This is a genomic window from Paucibacter sp. B2R-40, from assembly GCF_025717555.1.
Classification (GTDB): Bacteria; Pseudomonadota; Gammaproteobacteria; order Burkholderiales; family Burkholderiaceae_C; genus Paucibacter_A.
In genome coordinates, this window is the sequence record NZ_JAJIRP010000014.1 from 79,284 (window position 1) to 102,543 (window position 23,260).

At 62.8% G+C, this 23,260-nt stretch carries 18 protein-coding genes and 1 riboswitch; of the genes, 6 read left to right on the forward strand and 12 right to left on the reverse strand.

Features of this window, described 5'->3' with window-relative positions:
- Positions 1–70: 70 nt before the first annotated feature.
- From LNV09_RS22860 to LNV09_RS22870, 3 genes are all read right to left on the reverse strand, one after another.
- On the reverse strand, positions 71–2,359 hold the full coding sequence (locus tag LNV09_RS22860) for an ATP-dependent DNA helicase (RefSeq protein ID WP_263559372.1): 2,289 nt from the start codon (positions 2,357–2,359) through the stop codon (positions 71–73).
- Positions 2,356–3,192, reverse strand: coding sequence for a hypothetical protein (locus tag LNV09_RS22865; protein ID WP_263559373.1), 837 nt, complete (start codon positions 3,190–3,192; stop codon positions 2,356–2,358). Before LNV09_RS22865 ends, LNV09_RS22860 begins: the two co-directional genes overlap by 4 nt.
- Positions 3,193–3,396: 204 nt before the next feature.
- Positions 3,397–4,092, reverse strand: coding sequence for a hypothetical protein (locus LNV09_RS22870; protein WP_263559374.1), 696 nt, complete (start codon positions 4,090–4,092; stop codon positions 3,397–3,399).
- A gap of 297 nt (positions 4,093–4,389) precedes the next feature.
- Here LNV09_RS22870 and LNV09_RS22875 point away from each other — a divergent pair, with 297 nt between their 5' ends.
- The gene (locus tag LNV09_RS22875) at positions 4,390–7,374 is read left to right on the forward strand and encodes a DUF349 domain-containing protein (RefSeq protein WP_263559375.1); all 2,985 of its coding nucleotides are present in this window, start codon (positions 4,390–4,392) and stop codon (positions 7,372–7,374) included.
- On the opposite strand, the gene LNV09_RS22880 is transcribed toward LNV09_RS22875, so the two are convergent.
- Together LNV09_RS22880 and LNV09_RS22885 are read right to left on the reverse strand one after the other, a co-directional pair.
- Positions 7,375–8,184, reverse strand: coding sequence for a LytR/AlgR family response regulator transcription factor (locus LNV09_RS22880; RefSeq protein ID WP_263559376.1), 810 nt, complete (start codon positions 8,182–8,184; stop codon positions 7,375–7,377). It abuts the gene before it with no gap.
- Complete coding sequence (locus LNV09_RS22885) at positions 8,177–9,328, reverse strand: sensor histidine kinase (protein ID WP_263559377.1); 1,152 nt, start codon at positions 9,326–9,328, stop codon at positions 8,177–8,179. The genes LNV09_RS22880 and LNV09_RS22885 overlap by 8 nt, the downstream gene beginning before the upstream one ends.
- 195 nt (positions 9,329–9,523) lie before the next feature.
- Here LNV09_RS22885 and LNV09_RS22890 point away from each other — a divergent pair, with 195 nt between their 5' ends.
- The 3 genes from LNV09_RS22890 (at position 9,524) to LNV09_RS22900 (ending at position 12,809) form a co-directional block, all read left to right on the forward strand.
- Positions 9,524–10,090 (forward strand): nuclear transport factor 2 family protein, encoded by a 567-nt coding sequence (locus LNV09_RS22890; RefSeq protein ID WP_263559378.1) that lies wholly within the window; start codon positions 9,524–9,526, stop codon positions 10,088–10,090.
- A 95-nt stretch (positions 10,091–10,185) separates the two neighbouring features.
- Positions 10,186–10,653: a (2Fe-2S)-binding protein gene (locus LNV09_RS22895; RefSeq protein ID WP_263559379.1), complete on the forward strand. Its 468-nt coding sequence runs from the start codon at positions 10,186–10,188 to the stop codon at positions 10,651–10,653.
- Entirely contained in the window at positions 10,650–12,809 is a 2,160-nt protein-coding gene (locus LNV09_RS22900; RefSeq protein WP_263559380.1) for a xanthine dehydrogenase family protein molybdopterin-binding subunit, read from the forward strand. Before LNV09_RS22895 ends, LNV09_RS22900 begins: the two co-directional genes overlap by 4 nt.
- Positions 12,810–12,813: 4 nt before the next feature.
- Here the strand turns inward: LNV09_RS22900 and LNV09_RS22905 are convergent, their stop codons facing one another.
- A complete protein-coding gene (locus tag LNV09_RS22905) occupies positions 12,814–13,005 on the reverse strand; it encodes a heavy-metal-associated domain-containing protein (RefSeq protein ID WP_263559381.1) in 192 nt (63 codons plus the stop codon).
- Positions 13,006–13,599: 594 nt separating this feature from the next.
- Positions 13,600–13,977, reverse strand: coding sequence for a hypothetical protein (locus tag LNV09_RS22910; RefSeq protein WP_263559382.1), 378 nt, complete (start codon positions 13,975–13,977; stop codon positions 13,600–13,602).
- A 756-nt stretch (positions 13,978–14,733) separates the two neighbouring features.
- On the opposite strand from LNV09_RS22910, the gene LNV09_RS22915 reads away from it, so the two are divergent.
- A complete protein-coding gene (locus tag LNV09_RS22915) occupies positions 14,734–17,166 on the forward strand; it encodes a heavy metal translocating P-type ATPase (protein WP_318023319.1) in 2,433 nt (810 codons plus the stop codon).
- A 20-nt stretch (positions 17,167–17,186) separates the two neighbouring features.
- On the opposite strand, the gene LNV09_RS22920 is transcribed toward LNV09_RS22915, so the two are convergent.
- The 3 genes from LNV09_RS22920 to LNV09_RS22930 all read right to left on the reverse strand — a co-directional run bounded on the left by LNV09_RS22920 (position 17,187) and on the right by LNV09_RS22930 (position 19,501).
- Positions 17,187–17,897, reverse strand: coding sequence for a substrate-binding periplasmic protein (locus tag LNV09_RS22920; RefSeq protein WP_263559384.1), 711 nt, complete (start codon positions 17,895–17,897; stop codon positions 17,187–17,189).
- A gap of 75 nt (positions 17,898–17,972) precedes the next feature.
- Positions 17,973–18,839 carry a pirin family protein gene (locus LNV09_RS22925; RefSeq protein ID WP_263559385.1) on the reverse strand — a complete coding sequence of 289 codons (867 nt, stop codon included), beginning with the start codon at positions 18,837–18,839 and terminating at the stop codon, positions 17,973–17,975.
- Positions 18,840–18,862: 23 nt separating this feature from the next.
- Entirely contained in the window at positions 18,863–19,501 is a 639-nt protein-coding gene (locus LNV09_RS22930; RefSeq protein ID WP_263559386.1) for an FMN-dependent NADH-azoreductase, read from the reverse strand.
- A gap of 119 nt (positions 19,502–19,620) precedes the next feature.
- Here LNV09_RS22930 and LNV09_RS22935 point away from each other — a divergent pair, with 119 nt between their 5' ends.
- Positions 19,621–20,580: a LysR family transcriptional regulator gene (locus tag LNV09_RS22935; RefSeq protein WP_263559387.1), complete on the forward strand. Its 960-nt coding sequence runs from the start codon at positions 19,621–19,623 to the stop codon at positions 20,578–20,580.
- A 73-nt stretch (positions 20,581–20,653) separates the two neighbouring features.
- On the opposite strand, the gene LNV09_RS22940 is transcribed toward LNV09_RS22935, so the two are convergent.
- Positions 20,654–21,679, reverse strand: coding sequence for a PEP-CTERM sorting domain-containing protein (locus LNV09_RS22940; protein ID WP_263559388.1), 1,026 nt, complete (start codon positions 21,677–21,679; stop codon positions 20,654–20,656).
- A gap of 527 nt (positions 21,680–22,206) precedes the next feature.
- A complete protein-coding gene (locus LNV09_RS22945) occupies positions 22,207–22,974 on the reverse strand; it encodes a TonB family protein (RefSeq protein ID WP_263559389.1) in 768 nt (255 codons plus the stop codon).
- Between the two features lie 135 nt (positions 22,975–23,109).
- Positions 23,110–23,247: riboswitch (TPP riboswitch) on the forward strand.
- Positions 23,248–23,260 lie beyond the last annotated feature (13 nt).

Genomic DNA, 23,260 nt, shown 5'->3' on the forward strand with positions numbered 1-23,260 from the left:
AAAGCTCCATTCAATCGCCCTTCAATCGCTCTCAATCGCCAGTTCGGTCAAGTAGCCGGCTGGCGATTTTTTATGGCTCGCTCCGACGCAGCTGCCACCAAGCCGGCAGCAGCGCCTGCACCTCGCGCCTGCCATAGCGGTCATCCATCAAAAAGACCACACCGCTGTCGCTGCTGCTGCGTATCACCCGGCCGGCCGCCTGCACCACTTTGTGCAAGCCCGGGAACAAATAGGTGTAGTCATAGCCGGCCGCTTCACCCATCAAACGGTCCATCCGCAGCTTGATTTGTTGATTGACGGGGTTGACTTGCGGCAGCCCCAGCGTGGCGATAAAGGCGCCGATCAAGCGCTTGCCGGGCAAGTCCACCGCCTCGCCAAACGAGCCGCCCAGCACGACGAAAGCAATGCCCTGGCTGTCCAGCGTCAAGCGGTTCAAAAAGGCCTGCTGCTCCGGCTCGCTCATGCGCCGCGACTGTTTCCACACGGTCACCTGCGGGTGCTTGGCCTCAAACAAGCATGCAGCTTCCTGCAAATAGTCATGGCTGCTGAAGAAGGCCAAGTAGTTGCCGGGCGCGGCCACAAACTGGCTCGCCATCAAGCCCACGATCGCCGGCAGCGAAGCGCGGCGTTGCTGATAGCGCGTGGAAATATGGCCGGCCACGGTCACCTGCAATTGCTCGGCTTTGAACGGCGCCGCCACATCGACCCAGGCGGTATCTGCGGGCAGACCCAAAATATCGGCGAAGTACTGCGCCGGCTGCAAAGTCGCAGAGAACAACACGGTGGTGCGCGCTGCCTCATAGCGCGGCCTCAGGAAGGGCCCGGGCAGCACATTGCGCAGGCATAAGCTTGATTGGGTACGGGCCAGGCCCGCCGCAGACTTGCTCAGATCACACAGCGAATGTTGGTCAAACAATTCGGCCATGCGCGAGAAGTGCATCGCTTCAAAGTAGAAAGCTTGCAGTGGCCCGTTCACTTCGCTGGGATGCTCGACTTGGTACTCAGTGATCGCCGCAGTCAACAACTGCAGCGCCGCCAAAAACTTGAGCGGCAAGCCGTCCAGCACTTGATAGTCCTCGGCCTGAGCCTTGCTCAGTTCATTCCACTGGCGCTGCAATTTATCCAGCGGCTTTTTCAATACGGCAGGCGCCGCCAATCGCAGCGCGCGCAAATTGGCCTGATCCATCTCGGCCGAGTACATCTTGCGACCGCGCTCGACCAGGTTATGCGCCTCATCCACCAAGACCGCCACCCGCCATTGATTGGCCTGCGTCAGTCCGTACAGCATGGCGCTGACATCAAAGTAATAGTTGTAGTCCCCCACCACCACATCGCTCCAGCGGGTCAACTCCTGGCTCAGGTAATAGGGGCAAACGCTGTGCGCCAAGGCCAACTCGCGCAGCGCAGCGCGGTCCAGCAGCATGCCGTCGGACGCGGCGCTGACCGCAGCCGCCCGCGCTGCGCCCAGGCGGTCGTAAAAGCCCTGTGCCAGCGGGCAGGACTCGCCGTGACAGGCCTTATCCGGGTACTCGCAAGCCTTGTCGCGCGCCACCAACTCCAGCGCCCGCAAGGGCAGCGCACTGACGTTGTTTTTGAGCAGATGCAAAGCCTCCAGCGCCAAGCCTCGGCCGGCCGTCTTGGCGGAGAGGAAAAACACTTTGTCCAGTTGCTGACCCGGGCAGGCTTTCAACAATGGAAAGATCGTGCCCACCGTCTTGCCGATGCCGGTTGGGGCTTGCGCCATCAGGCAGCGTCCTGTTTGCGCTGCGCGATAGACAGCGGTCGACAAATCGCGCTGGCCGGGGCGGAAATCGCCATGCGGAAAGGCCAAAGTCGTCAGCGCCTCATCACGGCGACTGCGATGGGCCAGCTCCTGCCGGCCCCAAGCCAAAAAACGCCCACACAAGGACTCGAAAAATATCTGCAAATCAGCCGCAGCATGGCGCTCGCTCAACACCGTCTCCTGCTGCGAGCCGATATTGAAATACACCAGCGCCAGCTCGACCTCGGCCAAGCCCTGCGCCCGACACAGCATCGCGCCATAGACCTTGAGCTGTGCCCAATGTAGCAGCCGGTGGTTCTGCGGAATACGCTCGATTTTTCCCTTGAAGGTCTTGACCTCCTCCAGCCGGCCCAGCTGCGCATCAAAACCGTCGGCACGCCCGCGCACCAGCAAGTCTTCATATTGAGCGCTCAAGGTCAGCTCAGCCTGGTAATGCGCCGGGCGCCTTGAGGCCACCAGGGCGTGGCCTTCAATGCCTTCTTGCGCGCTTGGCGCCGGCGTGAAACGCAGGTCCAGATCTCCCTGCTTGGCCGTGAACTCGCACAGCGCCCGCACCGCCACCGTGTAGGGCTTCACGGCACCTCGCCTCCACCATCGAGCTGCGAACCTAAATGGCCCTGCGCCGGCTCCTCATCCAGCCGCACCGGCGTCGCCTTGGCCAGCGCCAGCCAAACAGAGAACGGCAGCCTGCAAGGCCTGTGGCGCGCCGGCCGCAGCAGCTCCAAACGGCCGTCCTCCACGCCACCGTGCAGCACCCAGACGCCGAAGGCCTCGGGGATCTCGGCCGCCTCGGCCACGCCGGCCGGAAACACGTAATAGCATTCGCTGCACAGCCAACGGTAAGACTCACGCTTGGCTGCATGGCGTAAATCCGACTGCAGATCGGCCCGGCTGACCTTGATCTCATGCACGACCGGCTGCAAATACTCTTCGACCGAGGTGTTGCGGACGGAAAACACATCCGGCCGCGCGACCCGCCACAGTGGCTTGGCCTTGGCCGTTTGCGTTTGCGCTTGCGTTTGCGCTTGCGTTTCAATCTGCGTCTGCAACGGCCGCTGCGGTTCAAGCAAGTATTCAGCGACGCCTTCCGCTGCTTTTGCTTGGGGCCCTACATCATCGAACGACTCAGCCTGCGCCTGCGCCCGCAATGACAGCTCACGCCACACCAGCCGCCCGCCGAGCAACAATTCCCGCGCCATTCGCCCAGCCAAGGCGTCATGCGCACTCAAGGCACGCTGATTGCGCCGCCGGGCTTCGGCTACGCAGCGAACCCCAAGCTCGGTCAAGCTGAGGGTTTCATGGCAGCCATGCGCTGTCTGGGTTTGCTTCAACACGACCCAACCCGCCGCGACCAAATCAAGCTCTACCCCATCCCGGCAGGGCCAAGCACCCGCCGACCAGATTTTCATCAGGCGAGACAATTGCTGGCGATTGGGAATTTGGCCGGCGGCCGGGGGCAAGTTCACTGTACAAGTTTACAGTGATGTGATGCGCGCGTGCTGGCGAGGGTTTCGCAGGCGTCAGGCCGCGGAGTTCGGTCCAAATGCCAAGCATGCGCCTCGTCTAATCAATGTCCTGGCGCAGCACTTGCGACACAAGCCAGTGCAGGTCTTTCAGTCGGCCAACCCCAATCCGCTGGCCCATAACGCCGCAGGCCCGGCGAAGAAATCGGCCTGCACCAGTGCAGCACCGTTCAAAGCCAGGTTCACCCAAGCCAGGGTGTCATGATGACTGGCGGGTATCAGATTCTGTGAGCGCAGGGCCAACAGCCAAGCATGGACTTGCGCATACTGCCGTGGGTGCTTCTGCTGCGTCCACGCCAAACCGACCAAGTCACCATAGGCTTCCTCCCGCCTTGTGGCCTCCATGGCCGCATAGGCAACTCGGTTCTCGACGCCCAAACCCTGGGGCAAGCTGGGCACGAAACCCGCCGGCACGCTGTACCAAGCGCCATCCAGATAGCGCCGGCAATGGCCCAACTCATGCGCTGCCATCAGCTCCACTGCGGCAGCCAGCAGCGGCGGCGGTATACGGTCGAGCGTGGCTTGGGCTTCCGGGTTGCCGCGCATAGAAAGCACCAGTTTGCAGCGCCCCTCCACAAATGCCAGCGCGAGTGGGGCCAGCCCGGCTGCAGGCTGCGGCTGCACAACGATGTCGATCGGCAAATTCAGTTCGCGGGCATAGGCGATCACCGGACTGGCGGCCTGGAGCCAGCGAGTTTCGGTCGCAGTCAGTTCGGCCGCTCGAAGCGGGCTCCCCAGCAGACAAGCCAGCATGGCCAACAAGGGGAACAGAACAGGACGGCGCATGGCGATACTCCTCGATGGGAGATCTTCGGCGACTCTGAGCCGGCCTTGAGTGCACCGGACTCTAAGCAATTGCAGGTTCTGCCTAGTATTGCCGCCAATGGGCCGCCGCCAGCCCAAAGGATTGCGCGTGCTGCCTCGAACCAGGACGCCGGCCCCATTTGGACAGGCCAACCAGTGCCTCAATGTGAGTCGCCTCAGCCTCCCCCACCGGCCGCCCGCCTACACTGCGGGCGGTGGCGCGCGATGCGTGTCCGATGACAAACCCACAAACTGACCGGCGGCAAGCGCCGCGACCACATGCTGAGCTGGATCTTCAAGAAATTCGGGCGCGCCGCCGCCCCGGCCAAGGCCACCACGGCCTCGCGCAAAGCCACCGAGCAAGCCTCAACCCAAGCAGCCCAAGTAGCCGCCCAAGAAGCCAGTCAAAAGGCCGCACAGAAGGCGAAACAAAAAGCCGCAAAAAAAGCCCAAGAGCTGGCCGCCGCTCAGGCCGACTGGGCGCCGCGCCTGCAGGCTGCGCTGGGCGATGACGCCGCTTTGCTGGCGCTGGCGCTGGCTGCGCCGGTGCACGATATCAAGCTCGCCGCGCTCGCCGCGCTGCAGGGCGAAGTGACCTTGAAGCAGGCCGAGCGCGAGTTTCGAAACCAAGATAAACGCTTGCACCGCGCGGCCAAAACCCGCTTTGAGGCCGCAGTAGCCCAGCGCGAAACCCGCGCACGCGCTCAAGCCCTGATCGCCAGCGCCCAAGCCCTGCACGCCGAGACCGATTTGCCCGTCAACCTGCTGAGCAGCCTGGACCGCGACTGGCAGGCGCTGGACCCCGACCGGCTGGAGCCGGCGCAGATCGCGCAGTTCCGTGGCCTGAGCGAAGCCTTGAACCACAATTTGCGCCAGCGCAGCGAGTTGGCACAGCAGGTGCTGCGCTGGACCGGCGAGGCCCGGCAGGCCTTGATTGAGTGGCAAGCCGCCGCCGAGCAAGCGGCAGCCACGGGCTTAGGCACGGAGCTCAGCGCCGGGCAGCACACGCAAGCCTTGCAAGCGCTGCAAGCGCGATGCCCCGACGCCAACGCCGCCGCTTGCCAAGAGCTGCTACCTAAACTGGCCAGCGCCTTGCTCAGCAGTGAGCAAATTGAAGCGCGGCTGCAGTGCTTGGCGAGTTTGTCGGCCGCGCCGGACAACTCGCCCAGCGAGCCTGCGCCAGAAGCTTCTCAGGCGTCCTCGCCCGTCGAGCCGCCAGCCGCTTCGCCTACCCAGCAATGGCAGGCCCTGGCGCCGATGGCTGATGCCGCCTTGGCGCGCGTGCTGACGCAGCGCTTTGAGCAATGGCGCCAGACACAGCAGCGCGCCCAACGGCTCGGCGACACTTCAGCACCGGCCGACGAGGCCACGGCCACGCGCACCAAGCCCACGCGCAAGCCGCCAACACATCTGAGAGACGCGACACCGGAGCAGATACAGCAGTTTGAGGCCCATCTGGCGCAAGCCGAGGCGGCGCAGGCAGCTGGCTTGCTCAGCGATATGCAGGCCTTGCTGCAGCAAATCGATGCCGGGCTGCAAGGCGTCAAGCCCGCCACGCTGAGCGAGGACTTGCGCGCGCGCCATCACGCCTTGCTGGCCGAGCGCAGCCGCCTGCGCGACTGGGAGCAATGGGGCGGCGCCCTCGCCCTCGACGCTCTGGTGGCCGAGGCTGAAAACCTGGCCCAAGCCACGTTGGCGGCTGCACCGGCAGCCGTGCCTGCAGCAGCGGGGCCTGCCCAAGCGCCCGCCGCTGAAGACGCCGCTGCTGCCGCTGATTCGGCAGTCGCCGTTGATGCTGCTGCGACGGCACCAGCCATTGAGGGCGCTCCGCCGGCACCCGCCATTGAGGGCGCTCCGCCGGCACCCGCCATTGAGGCCGCTCCGCCGGCCAGGGCCGCCAGGCTCAATTTGAAAGCGCAGCGCGAAGCGATTCAAGACCTGCGCAAGCGCTGGAAAGAAGTGGATCGCCTCAGCGCCGGCGCCGGCCATGCGCTGTGGCCGCGCTTTGATGCGGCCTTGCAAACGGCAAATGAGCCGGTGGCCGCACAGCTCGCCGAGTTGAAGCTCGCCCGCGAAGCCAATCTCGCCAGCCGCGAACTGCTGCTGGCCGAGCTGGACGCCGTCCCCGCGCCTGAACCCGATGTTGCCAGCTTGGCCGGTGAAAGCGCGGCCCACTACTGGAAGGAATGTCTGCGTGCACTGTCGGCCTTCCAGCTCGCCTGGCGCCAGCTCGGGCCGGTCGAGCACACCGTGCCGCTGTCAAACCGGGATGCCCTGCTGCAACGCCAGCGCGCCAGCCTGGAGCGCCTCGAAGCGCCCTTGCAACAAGCCAGACGCGCGGCCGAGGCGCAGCGTGAGCAGTTGATCCAGCAGGCCGAGGCCTTGTTGCAAGCGCTGCAAGAGAACCCGCAGCTGCGCGACGTGACGCAGCGTGTGCGCGATTTGCAGGCCGATTGGCAGAGCCAAGCCCGCAGCCTGCCGCTGGCCCGCAGCAGCGAGAACGAATTGTGGACGCGCTTCAAGGCCGCCACCGACGCCGTCTTCGCGCAGCGCTCGGCCGCCTTTGATGCGCGCGACGCGGCCCTGGCCGGCAGTGTGGCCGGCTACGAAGCCTTGTTGGCGCGACTGACCGCCTTGAGCCTGGACAATGCTGACGCCGAAATTCGACGCACCCTGGCCGAGGTTGACCGGGCCTGGCGCCAAGGCGGCGAGTTGCCGCGCGGCCTGGCTGCGACGCTGGACGCGCGCTTGCAGGCCGCTCACAGCGCCGCATTGCAAATATTGGCTGGGCGCAGCCAATTGATCTGGCAAGCGCAATGCGAGGCGCTGAGCACCAAGCTCAAGCTGTACCAAGCCCAAGAAACAGCCACCGCCCCAGCAGACGCGGATGAATTCGCGCGGCAAATGGCCGGCCAATCGGCTTCGGCCGCCTTGCCGGATGAATGGCAGCTGGCACTCGCGCAGCGCGCGCCCGCCGCTGGCGACCTTGACGAGGTCTTGTTGCAACTCGAAGCCGCGCTGGATCTGCCCGCATCCCCCGAGATGCAGGCCGCTCGTCGCCAGCTCAAGCTCAAGGCCTTGAAGGACGCGCTGGAAGGGCGCGGCGCCACGCTGCAAGGCGCCCAACAGCAAGCGGCCTGGCTGCGCGAGGCTCTGCGCGCCAACAACTGCACGGCCAGCCAGAGCGAGCGGCTGCAGGGCTTGATCAAGGCCTTGGCTCAAGCGCCCGCAGGCTCTTTGGGCGCGCCGCTCAAAGGCGTCTGATCAGGCAAACAAGGCCCGCACCTGCTTCACATAGCGCTCGCTGACCGGCACCTTGTCGGCGCTGCGCAAGGTGGCTTCGTAGCAGGCATCACCGCTGACTTCCAGGCTCAGCACGGCTTCGGGACGCAGCAGTACCGTGCGATGCACCCGCATGAATTGCCGGCTGGGCAGGCGCTGCTCCAAGGCGCTCAGCGTCGCGCGGTGCAGCACGACGCGGGGCTTTTGGCTTGACCCGTCCGCTGCGCGCAGGTGCAATTCAACATAATTGCCCGCCGCGCTGATCCATTCGATATCGGCCACCGCAATACGCTCCAGCAGGCCCACCGAGCGCACGCTCAAAAAGTCCAGCGTCGGGCAGGCCTCGCCCGCGGCCAAGCTGCGCTGCTCGTGCAAGAAGCCGCCCATCGCCTGTGCATAGGCCGCGCCTTGTTTGAGCTTGAGCACCTGCTCGACGCGCACCAGCATCGCGGCAAAGCGCAGGTCATCAAATGGCTTGAGCAGGTAGTCGAGCGCGAACACATCAAAAGCGGCCAGCGCATGTTCGTCATAGGCGGTCACAAAAACCATCAGGGGCGGCTTGGCACCCGCGCACAGTTCAGCCGCAAAACTCAGGCCATTCTGGCGCGGCATTTGAATGTCCAGCAATAGCAAATCAAACTCGCGCTGTGCCATGGCCACGCGGGCCTCGGCGGCGCTCGCGCAAAGTTCGGCGCCATGCCATTGCGGATGCTCGGCCAGCGCCAACTGCACATTGCGGCGCGCCAGCGCCTCATCGTCCACCACCAGGGCGGTCCATTTGTGACTACTCATGCAGCTCTCGCGAAGGCAGCATCAACTCGGTAGTGAAGCTGCCCGCCGCTTGCCGGGTCACCAGGCTTGCCCCTTCACCATAGAGAATGTGCAGGCGCTCGCGGGTCGCCGCCAGACCAAGACCATGGCCGCGCTGACCCTGCGGCTCAGAGCCCACCGGGTTGCGCAAGCTCAGGCGCACGAAGCCGTCCTCCCGTGCCAAGCTCAGGTACACAAAACCTTCGCCCTCGCAGGCTTCCAGTCCGTGGCGAATGGCGTTTTCCACCAGCGGCTGAAACATCAAGGGCGGGCAAGCGGCACGGTCCCAGCCGGCGTCGGCGACATCCCACCGAACGTCCAAACTGGCGCCATAACGCAGGCTTTGCAGTTCCAGATAGTCGCGCATGAAGTTCATTTCATCTTGCACCGAGACCCACTCCGTCTTGCTGGCGCGCAGCGCATAACGCAGCAACTCACTGACCCGGGCCAAGGCCGTCAGCGCCAGGCTGCGATCGGCGGCGCGCACCAAGGACGAGATGCTGTTCAGGGCATTGAACAAAAAGTGCGGCTCCAACTGACCTTGCAACAGCGTCAGGCGCAGGCGCAAATTGTCCGTCTGCTCGCGCTGTTGGGCCGCCGCGCGTGCGCGGGCACTGGCCTTGGAAACAATGAAGGCCTGTACACAGAATGCCCCGCCGGCCAAAACAAGATCATAAAAAAGCGAATACCAACGGTTTTTGAGCACCAAAGCCCACCATTCATCGGGCAGTTTGCCGTGTCGCAGCAGCTGTAACCACCAAAAGTAGCTCAGCCACGCCAGCGCGAACAGCGAGATGCTGACCAAAAAAACTCGCAATTGCAGCTCAGGGCTGGCCCATTGCTGTGGCCGTCGCCAAGCATGCAGGAACAGCAACCAGCTGAACAGAATATAGGGCGGAAAGGCCGACAAACTGAGCCGCAGCACCTGCACAAGACTCAGACTGGAACGCCCCGTGTTGGCTGCATCGGCTGTCTGCGCCAAGGCCATCAACAGCCATATCAACAGCCACACGCCGGTGCAAAGCAGCAAGCCTTGCAGCGCTCGGCCGATCAGTAGCCGAGGAGCGATGTCGCTCGGCTCAGCTGCCTCGGGCGCGGCGGCAAGGACAGAGATGTGAGCAGCCATGGATATTTTCAAAAGGATTCTCTGCTGAACCGAATCAGCGGCAGCCGAGCGCAAAAGCTCTGCCAGCACTTTATGCGATCTGCCGGCCGGCCCGCAGGCGGCCGCTGACTCGGCGGCGGTGTTTCATCCCAAACGAATCACTAGCACGGCAAGTTTGCGCCACAGTGTTTGCTTTCTCAGCCATCCCAGCTCACCATGGACTTCCGCCAAACCTTGCCAGCCTTGATGCTGGGCCTGAACTGCGTCATAACGCCACTGACCCTGGCCGCAAGCGAACCCACCCAGCCGGACTACCAAGCCGTCTCAGCCAGTACGCGCGCCATTGGCGAGTCCTATTTGCAAGCCTATATCAAGCAGGACTGGGCGCACTTGGCCGAGCTGATGGATGAGCAGATCGTCTTTCGGGACCCGACCGCCAAGCTCGTCTTTGGCGAGTTGGGCCAACAGGGCAAAAGCCGGCTGCTGGCCTACCTGAAAGCTACCTACCCCTATATCGAGACGCACAGCTTCAAACTCGAACGCAGCTTCTTTGCCGGCGAGCAGGCGGTCTTCATCGGCGTGTCCGACTGGAGCTTTGCGCCGCCCGGGCAGCCGGTGGTACGCAGTGTGATTCCCCTCGTCATTGCGTTTCAGGTCAAAGAGGGGAAGATCGTCGAGCACCTGGAGATGGGCGATCTGCAACCCTATCTGGACGCCCAGAGCATTGCCCGCAAGAACAGCCAGCACCCGGCGCCCGCGCAAAGTCAGGCGCAAGCAAAATAGCCGAACTCTGTGTATGCTGCGCAGCGGGAACCAGCCCTGGCGGCTCAGCCCCGGGCAGCTTCGATGCTCAAATTTTGCACTTGCAAGGACTCACGATGATCAATCTCAACGTCAACGGCAAGGCCGCCAGCGTGGACGCCGACCCCGACATGCCGCTGCTCTGGGCCTTGCGTGAAGACCTACAGCTGACCGGCTCCAAATTTGGCTGCGGCATGGGCTTGTGCGGTGCGTGCACCGTGCATCTGGACGGCCAACCGGTACGCGCCTGTTCGACGCCGCTGTCAGCAGCGGTGGGAAAAAAGGTCACCACCATTGAAGGCATCAGCGCCAGCAAGACCGGCAAGGTCGTGCAAGCCGCCTGGGTCAAGATCGACGTGCCGCAATGCGGCTACTGCCAAAGCGGCCAGATCATGAGCGCCTGCGCGCTGCTGGCGACCAAGAAGTCCCCCAGCGACGCCGACATCGACCAGGCCATGAGCGGCAATATCTGCCGCTGCGGCACCTATAACCAGGTGCGCGCCGCCATCCATGACGCCTCGGCCACCTTGAAGAAAGGGGCATGAAGATGGACTCCACCTCGACCCTCCAAACCTCCCGCCGTGGCTTCCTCAAGAGCAGCGCTGGCGGTGCTCTGATGCTGTCGTTTGCGCTGCCCCTGGCCACCAAGCGTGCGGCGGCGCAATCGGTGAGCAATACCTTTGCGCCAAGTGCCTGGCTGCGCATCACACCGGACAACCGCGTCACCGTGCTCTGCGGCTCATCCGAGATGGGCCAAGGCGTGCTGACCGCCATCCCGATGATGGTGGCCGAGGAGCTGGATGCCGATTGGGCGCTGGTGGGCGTTGAGCAAGCCCCCGCCGATGCGGCCTTCAACAATCCGCTGTTTGGCATGCAGGGCACCGGCGGCAGCACTACCGTGCGCGCACATTGGACGCCGCTGCGACAGGCCGGCGCAGCGGCCCGCGAAATGCTGGTGGCGGCGGCCGCTCAGGCGTGGAAGCTGGACGCCGCTCAGCTGCGCACCGAGCGCGGCCATGTGATTGGCCCTGGCGGCAAGAAGCTCGCCTATGGCGCTTTGGTGGAAAGTGCGGCCAAGCAAGCGGTGCCGGCCAAGCCGAAATTGAAAGATCAAAAAGACTTCAAGATCCTGGGCAAACCCACCCGTCGCCTGGACAGCGCAGCCAAGGTCAATGGATCGGCGCAGTTCGGCATCGACGCCCATGTTGAAGGCATGTTGATTGCGGTCATGACGCGCGCGCCGGTGGCCGGCGCCAAGGTCAAGAGCAGCGATGAAGCTGCGGCGCGGGCGGTCAAGGGCGTCAGCCATGTGATTGCGCTGGACAACGGTGTGGCGGTCTTGGCCAGCGGCTTTTGGGCCGCAAAAAAGGGCCGTGCCGCCTTGAATGTGCAGTGGGATTTGGGCAGCGGCGCCGAACTGTCAACGGCCAAAGTATCGGCGCAGCTCTTGGATGCGGCCGGTAATGCCGGCGCGGTCGCGGTTGACAACGGCAATCTGAAGGATGCCGCCGCCAATTCAAGCGCGCAGCTGAGTGCCACTTACGAGGTCCCCTATCTGGCCCATGCCTGCATGGAGCCGCTGAACTGCACCGCCTGGGTACGGGACGGCGCCGCCACGGTCTGGGTGGGCACCCAAGGCCAGGGGCCGACACAGCAAATCATCGCGCAAATTGCCGGCGTGCCGACCGACAAGGTGCAGGTCCACACGACGCTGCTGGGCGGCGGCTTTGGGCGCCGCTTCGCGCATGACTTCACCATCAGCGCGACGCTCTTGTCCAAGCTCAGCGGCCGCCCGGTCAAGCTGATCTATGAGCGCGAAGATGATATGGCGGCAGGTTTTTACAGGCCTGCGTCGGTGGTGAAGTTCGAGGGTGCGCTCGATGACAAGGGTAGGACCAGCCTTTTGAGGGCCGACATCGGCTCGCCCTCCATCATGGCCGGCTCCGGCTTCATGAAGTTGCCGGCCAGCGGCGTCGATGCGATGGCGGTCGAGGGCTTGGCCGATCACCATTACGAGATCCCCAACCAGCGCATCGCCTATGGCCAAGCCGAGCCTGGCCCGCAGGTCTGGTTCTGGCGCTCGGTCGGGCATTCGCAGAACGCCTTCTTCTTGGAAAGCTTTGTCGATGAGCTGGCCCACGCGGCCAAGGCAGACCCGCTGCAGTTCAGACTGCAAATGCTGGCAAAGCAGCCGCGTTTGCGCGCCGTGTTGGAAATGGCCGCTGCCAAGGCCGGCTGGGGCAAGCCTGCGGCCAAAGGCATCTTCCGGGGCATCGCCGTGGCCGAGAGTTTTGGCAGTTATGTGGCCGAGGTAGCTGAAGTTTCCATCGGCAAGGACGGCACGCCGAAGGTGCACCGCGTCGTGGCCGCGGTTGACTGTGGCATGACCGTCAATCCCCTGACGATCGAGCACCAGATCGAAAGCGCCATTTGCTACGGCATGTCAGCCGCGCTCTACGGCAAGATCACTCACAAGGACGGCCGCGTGGAGCAGAGCAACTTCCACGATTACCCGGTCGTGCGCATGAGTGAAATGCCCAAAGTCGAGGTGTATATCCTGCCCAGCAGCGAGGCGCCTGGCGGCATTGGTGAACCGGGCACGCCACCGCTGGCTCCGGCGCTGACCAACGCGATTTTTGCGGCCACGGGGGTACGCTTGCGCAAGCTGCCGATTGATAGCGCGGCGCTGAAGCCGGCCTAATGCTTCAAGCAGGCGGATAGCCCTCTTCTGTCAAGGCCGCGACGAACACGTCGCGGCCTTTTTCGCTTTCGACCCGCAGGATTTTCGCTTCGCGGTCAAACAGCGGCTTGGCTTCGGCATCCACGGTCGCCACTGTCTTGGTGATTACGGCCACGCAATGGCCGCAGGTCATGTCGGGGAGTTTGAATTCGTACATGGTGGGGACCTTTTGGTTGAACGGGCCTCAGCATAAACCGGCTGGAGAGGGTCCAGGCTTGCCGGTTTATCTGAGGTGGCCTCCCTGCACGATGCCGGGAGTTCGCCCCGGCGGGCGACCCCCCTTCTCTTGTCTCGCCAAGAGAAGGAGGCAAGAGAAGGCGACCCTGCCGCATGGCCCTGCGGGTCCGCTCGGATGCTCAAATTTGCCGGGCCGCGCCCAACTCACTCCGCTACGCTGCGTTCAGACAAGGGGCGCGAAGTCAGTTTTTGAAGTCGCTGCGCGACGCCCGGCAAATTCTGCGCTCCTCGCCCATGCAGAAGGGGGAATGCGAGAGAACTCGGCTCGCTGCGCATCGCCTCAATGGGTACTGCGCGGCGCGCATGCACCTCTCAGGCCAGGTCAGGTCTTGCCTTTTTTATTCAAGATATCACCCTGACCACTTGGACGCTTTTTTAAAATCTCAACGTTGAAGTTGACCTGCGAGCGGCGGCTGGGCACCAAAGGCCCAGAAAGACATGGTGAAGTGAAGTGAACAGCTATTTCGAGTCAGCTCGAAAGCTAGGTCGGACCTCTATATTTTGTTCGCGGGCTCTACTTCCGTTTTCCGAACCAGGCAAGAACCCCCTTACGCACGACCTGGGTGGCGCCGCTGGCGACCGGCGCTGCGACCATGTGCTTCTGGAGATTTTCAAGTTGAGCCTGTTTGGCTGCCAGGTAAGCACGAATCCCGGTTTCGTTTCCCTTGAGTCTGAAAAGAATGACCTCCTCAATCGTTTGGGCGAAGCACTGGCTTGTTTCTCTCTCATCGACTTCAGCTTCCTCGTGGGCTAGCTCCAAAAATTTGCTCCCAAGCGCCATCAACTCTCCAAGCGACTGTGCCTCGAAACACTCATTGAATCGAACAATTGACTGATACCAGTTCAGTCTTTCGAACTCATCGGCTGCGTCTTCGTAGCTTCGATCGCTCATGCTGCGGCCCCTTTGTTAAAGACGTCTAACGCGCTGTATCGCACCCTGTGGCGCTGAATATTGCCAGAACTCGCACACCAACAGCCCTGCCAAACCGGCGAGCAAGTGCCTGTCGCATCTGAGTACTCTCCGGACCAGCTTGTTTAATCATGCAGTATTCAATCTATCGAGAAGTGCCGCACCTGTCACAAATCCACTGATGATCAGGCGGCACAGCAACAAGGCAAGTGTGAATGTTGCCATCAAAAACAGGCGTTATGCTCGGGCTGAATTTACATCTCAAGAAAAAGGCAAGGCCTGATCCTCTCGGCATCGACCTGCGCGGTGCATGCGCGCGGCGCAGCACCCCTTGAGGCGACGCGCAGCGAGCCGTGGTCTTTGGAGTTCACCCCTTCTGCATGGGCGCGGAGCGCAGAATTTGCCGGGCGTCGCGCAGCGACTTCAAAGACTGGCTTCGCGCCCCCTGTCTGAGCGTAGCGGCCGTTAGGGCGCGCAGCGAGTTGGGCGCGGCCCGGCAAATTTGAGCATCCGAGCGGACCCGCAGGGCCATGCGGCAGGGTCGCCTTCTTTTGCTTACTTTTCTTGGCGAAGCAAGAAAAGTGAGTCGGCCGCCGGGGCGAACTCCCGGCATCGTGCGGGGCAAGCGATTCAGCCGAAGCGGATCGGATCGGATCGAATCGAATCGAATCGGCCCAAGGCCAAGTCTGCGCAAAAAGAGCTTGACCTGCCCATCATGGCAAGCCTTAGTATCCGGTCATGATGAATCCCTCGATAACGTCAAACATCCAGTCCCTCACAATCCCCATCGCCGGCATGACCTGCGCCTCCTGCGTCAAGCGGGTAGAAAAAGCTTTGCTGCGCGTGCCCGGCGTCAGCGGGGCGGAGGTCAACTTGGCGACCGAGGCGGCCAGCGTCAGCGGCTCCGCCGAGGTGACGCTGCCGCTGCTGCGCACCGCCGTCGAGGCGGCTGGTTATAGCCTACCGGAACAAAGCCTGAGCTTGCAAATCAGCGGCATGAGCTGCGCCTCCTGCGTGAACCGGGTCGAGCGGGCACTGCTCAAGCAGCCCGGCGTCTTGTCGGCCGAGGTCAATCTGGCGACCGAGGCGGCCAGCGTGCACGCGCTCGCTTCGGTCGATCCGCAAGCGCTGATAGAGGCAGTGGCCAAGGCCGGCTATGCAGCCAGCCTGCCGGCAGGCCAAGGAGCTGCTACCGAACCCAAGCCGAATTGGCAGCACAGCGGCTGGCCGGTGCTGATCGCGGCTCTCCTGTCTGCGCCTCTGGTGCTGCCGATGGCGGGCACGCTGTTTGGCCAGCATTGGATGCTGAACGGCTACTGGCAACTCGCACTGACGCTGCCGGTGCAGTTCTGGCTGGGCGCGCGCTTTTACAAGGCCGGTTGGGCCGCGCTGCGCGCCGGCAGCGGCAATATGGATTTGCTGGTAGCCCTGGGCACCAGCGCGGCCTTTGGTTTGTCGGTCTACGAGCTTTGGCAACAGGGCCCGCATACGATGCGGCTGTACTTCGAGTCGGCGGCGGTCGTCATTACTCTGGTCTTGCTGGGCAAATGGCTGGAGGCCAGAGCCAAGCGGCAAACCACCGAAGCGATCCGTGCGCTCAAAAAACTGCAGCCCGAAACCGCCCGCGTGCGCCGCGACGGACGAGAAGTCGAGTTGCCGCTGGGTCAGCTGCGCCTCGGGGACGAAGTGCTGGTGCGACCCGGTGAGCGCATCCCGGTGGACGGCGAAGTGCTGGAAGGTGCCTCCCATGTGGATGAATCGCTGATCACCGGGGAAAGCCTGGCAGTCAGCAAAGGGCTCAAGGACAAGGTCGTCGGCGGCGCCGTCAATGGCGAGGGCCTGCTGCTATTGAGCGTCACTGCACTGGGTGCGGAGTCGACCCTGGCGCGCATTGTTCGCCTGGTCGAATCGGCGCAGGCCAAGAAAGCACCGATCCAGCGCCTGGTGGATCAGGTCAGCGCCGTGTTCGTGCCGGTGGTGATCGGCGTGGCCCTGCTCACGCTGCTGGGCTGGGGGCTCTTGCAAGGCAGCTGGGAACAAGCGCTGCTGAACGCCGTCGCAGTCTTGGTGATTGCCTGCCCTTGCGCGCTGGGCCTGGCTACGCCCACCGCCATCATGGCCGGCACCGGTGTGGCGGCCCTGCACGGCATTTTGATCAAGGACGCCGAGGCGCTGGAATTGGCAGCTCGGCTCGATGTGGTGGCCTTCGACAAGACCGGCACCCTCACCGTCGGCATGCCGCAAATGGTGGCACTGCTGGCTGCGCCCGGCATCGCCGAGGCGCAGTTGCTGGCCTGGGCCGCCGCGCTGCAAGCGGGCAGCGAGCATCCGCTGGCCCACGCGGTGGCCGAAGCCGCTGCGGCACGCCAGCTCGCCATTCCAGCGGCGACAGCGATGCGGGCCGTGGCCGGGCGCGGTGTGGCAGCGACGCTGCTGGTCGACAACAGCACCGCTATGGAGCTACGCCTGGGCAGCAGCCGCTTCATGCAGGAGTTGGGCGTGGCATGCACCGCCTTGCAGGCGCAAGCCGATCAATTGCAGCAAGAAGGCCGCACGGTTTCGTGGTTAGCGGAAGTTTTCGGATCAGGCTCGGCGGCGCCGGCACCGCGCCTCTTGGGTTTGCTGGCCTTCGGTGACAGCGTCAAGCCAACCGCCGCAGCGGCCGTACAGGCCTTGCAAAAAATGGGGATTCGCACCGTCATGCTCAGTGGCGACAACGCGGGCAGCGCAAGCCAAGTTGGCCGCCAACTCGGCATTGACGAGGTGCGGGCCGAGGTGCTGCCCGAAGACAAGGCCCGCATCGTGGCGGAGCTCAAAGGCGGCGGCCAGCACCGCGTGGCCATGGTCGGCGACGGCATCAATGACGCTCCGGCCTTGGCCGCTGCCGATGTGGGTTTGGCCATGTCCACCGGCACCGATGTGGCGATGGCCGCAGCCGGCATCACCTTGATGCATGGCGATCCGGCCCTGGTGGCACAGGCGATAGCCCTGTCACGTCGTACCGTGGCCAAGATTCGGCAAAACCTGTTTTGGGCTTTTGCCTATAACGCGATCGGTATTCCGCTGGCCGCTTTTGGCCTTTTGAGCCCGGTGATTGCCGGTGCCGCGATGGCCCTGTCCAGCGTCTCGGTGGTCAGCAATGCTTTGCTGCTGAAGCGCTGGCGGGCCTGAACAAGCGATCTTTCAGCGCTTCAATGCTGCAAATGCAAAGCACCGTCTTTTTGCATCTGGCCCAAGGCTTCGTCCAATTGACGCAAGCTCAAATCCGCCTTCGGCGACAAGGCACAGCGCAAATCAGTGCGCTCGAGCTCCAGCGGCGCGTGCAAGGCCAGGGTGAAGCCGCGTACCTCACGCTGATAATTCAAATAGCTCAAGCTGACGATGGCATGCGATATGCGCTTGGCGGCGAGGCGACGCATCAAAGCTTCAGCATCGGGCCCGTCGTCGCGAATAAATTGCGCGCCCAATTGCCGCTCCAGTGAGGGATAACGAAAGCCCGCGATGCTGCCTACGGTCTGCCCGGCAAGATCGGCCACACGATGCGGTGCCCGCGCATCTGCGCGGGTGATCAGCAGTTCGACATGTTGAACCAGCGCCTGACTCCATTCGAACGGCCCAGGCAGCCAAGCGGTGGCATAACCGCAGATCAGATCGGCTTGGCCGCTTTCCAAAACAGCGGCAATTCGTTTGCGCGCCACCGGCACAAAGACCGCCTCGCGGTCCAGCCGTTTGGCCAGATCAAGGCCAAGCTGGTAACTGAGCCCGGCCTTGAGTTCGCCATCCTCAAACTTTGCATAGGGCAAGGTCACGCTGGTATCGACCAAGAAGCGCAGCGGCGCCGCGCTAAGAAGCGAGCAAAACAGACTCAAAAGCAGGCAAAGCGCGGCGCGCAAAAGCATCATCAACCGCCAATAACAAAGAAGAGCGCAAGGATACCTGCTGCACCCTGAAGCCTCGGCGCCGCTGAAGATTTTTTCTCAGGCGAGCACGCCGGCTTGGTAATCCCGCACCGCCTGAATCAACTCAGCCTGGGTATTCATCACAAACGGGCCATGTTGAGCAATCGCCTCCCCCAAGGGTTTGCCGGCCACCAGAATGGCCCGCGCGCCGGCCGCGCCGGCCACAAAAGCCAGGCCGTCGCTGCCTGCGGTATTGGCCAGAATCGCCATCCGCTGCTGCGGCACTTGCACCTGCTCGCCAAACTGCAAGTCACCGCGATAAACATAGACAAAAGCATTGTGCGTGGCCGGCAGCAACTGCTCGAAGCGGGCACCGGGCTTAAGGTGCAGGTCCAAATACAGCGGCTCGGTGTGCTCGCGCTGCACCGCACCTTGCACGCCGTGACTGCTGCCCGCGATCACCCGCACCTTGACGCCGTCCAGGGCGAATTCTGGGATCTGCTCGCTGGGAATGTCGCGGTACCAAGGCTCGCGCATCTTCTCGAAGCTGGGCAGATTCAGCCAGAGCTGAAAGCCTTCCATGCGCCCCTCTTCCTGCTCGGGCAGCTCGCTATGGATCACGCCGCGCCCGGCCGTCATCCATTGCACGCCGCCATTGCCCAACAGCCCCTCATTGCCGGCCGAGTCACGATGGCGCATCCGCCCTTCCAGCATATAGGTGATGGTCTCAAAGCCCCGATGTGGGTGGTCCGGAAAGCCGGCAATGTAATCATCCACCTGGTCGGAACCAAATGCATCCAGCATCAAATAGGGGTCGAGTCGGCGCTGCAGGCTTTGCGTCAGCACGCGAGTCAGCTTGACGCCGGCGCCGTCGCTGGTGGCCTGGCCCGTGACCAGGCGCTCGACCGCGCGGGGGGCTTGCACTGTTTCAATCGTCTTGTTCATTCGCTCCACCGTTTCTGTTCAGTTCATGCCGGCAATGCCGTGCCGACCGCCTCAGTGATTTGCTGGCGCGCTGCTGCCAGACCTTGGGCGGCCGCTTCCGGCCCCATGGCCAGTCCTTCAGCATAAACAAAGCTGATGTCGCTCAAGCCCAGAAAGCCCAGCACCGTGCGCAGATACGGCACCATGGTATCTGCAGCCTGATCGCGGTAGATGCCGCCACGGGTCAGCACGACATAGACCTTCTTGCCGCTCAGCAAGCCTTCGGGTCCATTGGCCGTATAGCGAAAGGTCACGCCGGCCTTGGCCACCGCGTCGATCCAGTTTTTCAACTGCGTGGGCACACCGAAGTTGATCATGGGAACGGCCAAGACCAAGACATCGGCCCGGCTCAACTGCTCAATCAAGGCGGTGTCCAAGGCGACCCTGGCGTTTTGCTCCTCGCTGCGCTGCCCGGCCGGCGTGAACAAGGCCTGCAGCGCTGCTTCATCCATCGCTGGGTGTGGCGCCAGCGCCAGATCCAGCAGTTCGAGCGTAGATGCCGCAGCTGCGCCCTGCTGCAGGCGCAAGCTCGCGACCAGCTCATTGGCCAAACGGGCCGAGTCCGAGCCTTCTCCGCTGCTTTGCAAACGGCGGGCACTGGAGTTGATTTGCAGAATCTTCATGGTCTTGGCCTTCTTCAAAGTGGTTTGATTGACGATGGCCTCACTTTATTGAATCCACCAAAGCAACGGAAGCCAATAGAATAGATAACACTGTTCCACCAATGCACCAATGAACGCCTATGAGCCTGGACGCCGACGATCTTCTGTTATTCGCTCGCGTGGTCGAAGCCGGGTCCTTCAGCCGCGCCGCCGAACGCGTCCATCTACCTAAATCGACCGTCTCGAGGCGCATTGCCGCCTTGGAACAAAGGCTGGGTGAAAAGCTCTTGCAGCGCAGCACACGCAGCCTGACGCTGACCGAATTCGGCGCCGGCGTGCTGGAGCATGCCCGCGCCCTAGCGGCCGAGGTAGACGGCGCCTTGGCCTTGGCGCTGCATCGACAGCAACGCCCGAGTGGACGCCTGCGTGTCTCCATGCCCGGCGATCTGGCCAATCTGGCCCTGCCCGCCATGCTCAGCCAGTTTGTGCTTGATCATCCTGCCGTCACGCTGGAGCTGGATTTGTCGCCACGGCGGGTGGATTTGATCGCCGAGGGTTTCGATCTGGCCGTGCGCATGGGCTCACTGGCGCAGGACAGCCAGTTGGGCGCGCGCCGCCTGGCCTTGCTCAGTAACGGGCTCTATGCCTCACCCGCCTATGTGCGAAGCCATGGTGAGCCGCTGTTGCCCGAAGCCTTGGAGCACTTGCATGGGCTGATGATACTCAGCCGCTCGGGCGACGCCATGCCTTGGCACCTGAGCAAGAACACGCTCGGCAGCGCGGGCGCGCAAGGAGAACTCAGTGCCCAGGTCTGGCAAGGTGTGCCGAGCAGCCGCAGCTTGGTCAACGCGCCCGACCTATTGCTGAAAATGGCTTTTGCCGGCGTGGGCGTCGCTGCAGTCGGTGAGCATTTCGCGCAAGACTATGTGGCGCGAGGTGAATTGCTGCGCATCTTGCCCGATTGGTGCTTGCCTGCCGCCGAATGCTGGGCGGTATTCCCGGAGCGCCGCTTGATGCCTCTGCGCACCAGGGTGTTTCTGGAGGCCTTGGCAACCGCCTTGTCTGGCTGCTCTGGGCTTGAGCGGGAGAGCTTTCGCTAGATTCGACGGCGACACGCAAGTGTCAAACCTGCTCTGCGTCACACGCTCAACAAGGCGCTCAAAAAAGCTCTCCTTAGGCGCGTCGCCGAACAGCCGCCGCCAACAGCAGCGCGCCCAATGACAGCAATACACCCGTGCCGGGTTCCGGCACGGGTATCAAGACAGGATTGTTCGATTGAATCTGAGTAAATATCGGCGGCTCGCCAGGATTGGCTGCGGCGTACCCAGTTTCCAGAGTGGTACCGACCAGCATTTCCACCGCCGTGATCTTGCCGGTGTGACCGAAATCAAGTGTGCTATTGCCATACCCAAGCAAGTTAAGCTGAAGCTCAACACCAAAGCTTTGCCCATAGAGAAACGGCATCAAGACTTCCGCTTCAACCGAACCTAGACCGGAAAACGCTCCCACGGGGCTCGCCGTGATGGGCCAAGTATTCCAGTCGCTGCCGCCGGGGCTCGTGAACTTCATTGCATTTTGGCCGTTCAAATAGACGCCGCCGATGCTGTCACGCACACCGCCACCACCGGACGCAGCAAAGCGCGACATCATCAAGCTCACATAATTATTGAAGGGCCTGGCGGACACACTCGTCCCATCGCCAAGAATATTGCCGTCCAGGCTGAGATGGATATTCAGCAGCCCCAAGGAGCCAGCTGCATGATCGGCGGTCGCCGCGACATACCAACTGTCACCCCACAAGGCCGAGGCATTCCCGAACAAATTCGTTGGGCTGCTGTGAGACAGATCATTGCTGTGCGTTTCTATCTTTGCATGCAAGCGCGAATTCGCATCGACCTGGGCATTGCCGCTGTAACTGTATTGATAACGGCCATCCTGGGTGAGTAGCCGCGCCGTCGAATCAACAACGCCTGTCGAGTCCCATGATTGCGCGCTCGATCGTTCATCCCAAACGGTTGGCAAGGCATAAGTGTTCCCCGGCAAGCCCAAACCCGCTTGGTCAGCGGTCAAGTCGGTCAGCGTGCCATGAACATAGGTATAACTGTAATAACTTCCCACCGCCACGGCATGGGCCGGCTGAGCCAACAACGCCAGGACACCAAGCAAGCTCGCGCAAGTGCGCCGAATCATTTTTGTCATTGAAGACTCCGAAATTCAAGGGATGGAAAAGCAGGGCGCCAACCGCAAGCCTCTACTCAAGCTCAATACCGTTGAGCTTTGCTCACAAGTTCGCAGGCTCGCAGCACAAAGACTGACACGCCCCGGTAACGGCGAAATGACGTCGCTCTGTGCATGTCTTATTGCGACATAACTTGCAAATTACAGCGCTTGATTGTCAAAGCGTATCGAGCGCCACGCCCCCCTAAGCCTAGGGACATCGAAGAGGTAAAAATTACCCCGTGCAAGCCTCGCTCAAGGTTCTTGTGCGCAGATAGATTGTTTGGACCAACTTTGTGGGCACCGCGCAAGGCCGATGCTGCCTCACCACTTTTCGCCAAACCAGGTCGCCAAGGGCCTGTGGGCACGACCGAGTCCGCCCCGGGGCCGCCGCTAGATGCCCGGCGCGTGGGTGTGCGGGTGTGCGGGTGTGCGGGGAAATACTGACCTATGCTTCGTCAGCTTGACCGATTCGGATTTGGCTGTCGGCAATCAAGCCAAGCCTGCCCCTACTCCAGCGCAAACGCGATATCCACCGTGGCCTCGCGGGGTGATGGCAGCGGTGCAAAACGCCACTGATTGACGGCAGCGACGGCGGCAAGCGCCAGCCGCTTGTGGGACGACTGCATGGCCTGCGCTTGCACGACCGAGCCGTCGGTTTGCACCGTGAAGCGCACCGTCACCGCGCCGCCCTTGAAGTCGTTGTGCAACTGGCGCGGGATCTCGGGCTCGACCTTGCTCAACAACTGCAGGGCGGGGGGTTCAGGTTCGGCCTGAGCCACTGGCGGCTGGGGCAGCAGCTCGGGTTGCACGGCTGCAGCACTCAAGCTGGCCGCCGCCAAGAGCGCTGCCGGAGAGTCCGCGTCTGGCAAAGGCCGCGAATCTGGGGCAACAGTTGTCGAGGGGCGCGATTCGACGCTGCCGGCACCAGAACCAGCACCAGCACCGGCGCCAGCGCCAGCACCAGCACCAGCGGCAACTGCAGCGGTCTGCTTGGTCTGGGGTTTAGGTGTCGGCTTGGCTGGAGCCATATTGGCGACCTGAGTCGATGGACTGGCCACCTGCGCATCGGCTGCCGCACGTTTGGCCGCAGGTTTCACCGATTGCAGCTTGATAAAGGTGAACACCTTATCGGCCTGCTTTTGCGCCCGCTCCTCGGCGCTGAGTTCGGGCTTGGCCGGCGTGTCGACTTGAGCGTGAGCCACGCCAGCCGCAACAAGCAAACCAACCCACAGATACGGCAAGCCCGACCGCACACAGCGCAAGCGTCGACTCATGAAGAACACTCCAACACAGTGGGCGCGACACGACTACGCCAAGGCTGGCAGTGTAGCCAGCCCCCCCCCGCGAATGGGGTGTGGGTTTACCCGCAAACGAAGCCACAAGCTGCGCAATAAATCACATCTATACTTCGCCTCGCTCCGGGGTGCCCTGCTGCGCATACACAAAGAAGTAAGTCGTTATGCGCCGGGCTGAGATGTGGTGGAAGCCATAGACCCGCTGAACTTGATCCGGTTGATACCGGCGTAAGAAGAGCCCGCTCGCAGACCCGTTCCGCCACGC

Coding starts and splice junctions, on each gene's coding strand:
- LNV09_RS22905 (WP_263559381.1), bottom strand. CDS start 13,005: ATGTACGAATTCAAACTCCCCGACATGACCTGCGGCCATTGCGTGGCC.
- LNV09_RS22895 (WP_263559379.1), top strand. CDS start 10,186: ATGATCAATCTCAACGTCAACGGCAAGGCCGCCAGCGTGGACGCCGAC.
- LNV09_RS22900 (WP_263559380.1), top strand. CDS start 10,650: ATGAAGATGGACTCCACCTCGACCCTCCAAACCTCCCGCCGTGGCTTC.
- LNV09_RS22870 (WP_263559374.1), bottom strand. CDS start 4,092: ATGCGCCGTCCTGTTCTGTTCCCCTTGTTGGCCATGCTGGCTTGTCTG.
- LNV09_RS22880 (WP_263559376.1), bottom strand. CDS start 8,184: ATGAGTAGTCACAAATGGACCGCCCTGGTGGTGGACGATGAGGCGCTG.
- LNV09_RS22885 (WP_263559377.1), bottom strand. CDS start 9,328: ATGGCTGCTCACATCTCTGTCCTTGCCGCCGCGCCCGAGGCAGCTGAG.
- LNV09_RS22910 (WP_263559382.1), bottom strand. CDS start 13,977: ATGAGCGATCGAAGCTACGAAGACGCAGCCGATGAGTTCGAAAGACTG.
- LNV09_RS22875 (WP_263559375.1), top strand. CDS start 4,390: ATGCTGAGCTGGATCTTCAAGAAATTCGGGCGCGCCGCCGCCCCGGCC.
- LNV09_RS22945 (WP_263559389.1), bottom strand. CDS start 22,974: ATGAGTCGACGCTTGCGCTGTGTGCGGTCGGGCTTGCCGTATCTGTGG.
- LNV09_RS22920 (WP_263559384.1), bottom strand. CDS start 17,897: ATGATGCTTTTGCGCGCCGCGCTTTGCCTGCTTTTGAGTCTGTTTTGC.
- LNV09_RS22865 (WP_263559373.1), bottom strand. CDS start 3,192: ATGAAAATCTGGTCGGCGGGTGCTTGGCCCTGCCGGGATGGGGTAGAG.
- LNV09_RS22925 (WP_263559385.1), bottom strand. CDS start 18,839: ATGAACAAGACGATTGAAACAGTGCAAGCCCCCCGCGCGGTCGAGCGC.
- LNV09_RS22890 (WP_263559378.1), top strand. CDS start 9,524: ATGGACTTCCGCCAAACCTTGCCAGCCTTGATGCTGGGCCTGAACTGC.
- LNV09_RS22935 (WP_263559387.1), top strand. CDS start 19,621: ATGAGCCTGGACGCCGACGATCTTCTGTTATTCGCTCGCGTGGTCGAA.
- LNV09_RS22930 (WP_263559386.1), bottom strand. CDS start 19,501: ATGAAGATTCTGCAAATCAACTCCAGTGCCCGCCGTTTGCAAAGCAGC.
- LNV09_RS22940 (WP_263559388.1), bottom strand. CDS start 21,679: ATGACAAAAATGATTCGGCGCACTTGCGCGAGCTTGCTTGGTGTCCTG.
- LNV09_RS22915 (WP_318023319.1), top strand. CDS start 14,734: ATGATGAATCCCTCGATAACGTCAAACATCCAGTCCCTCACAATCCCC.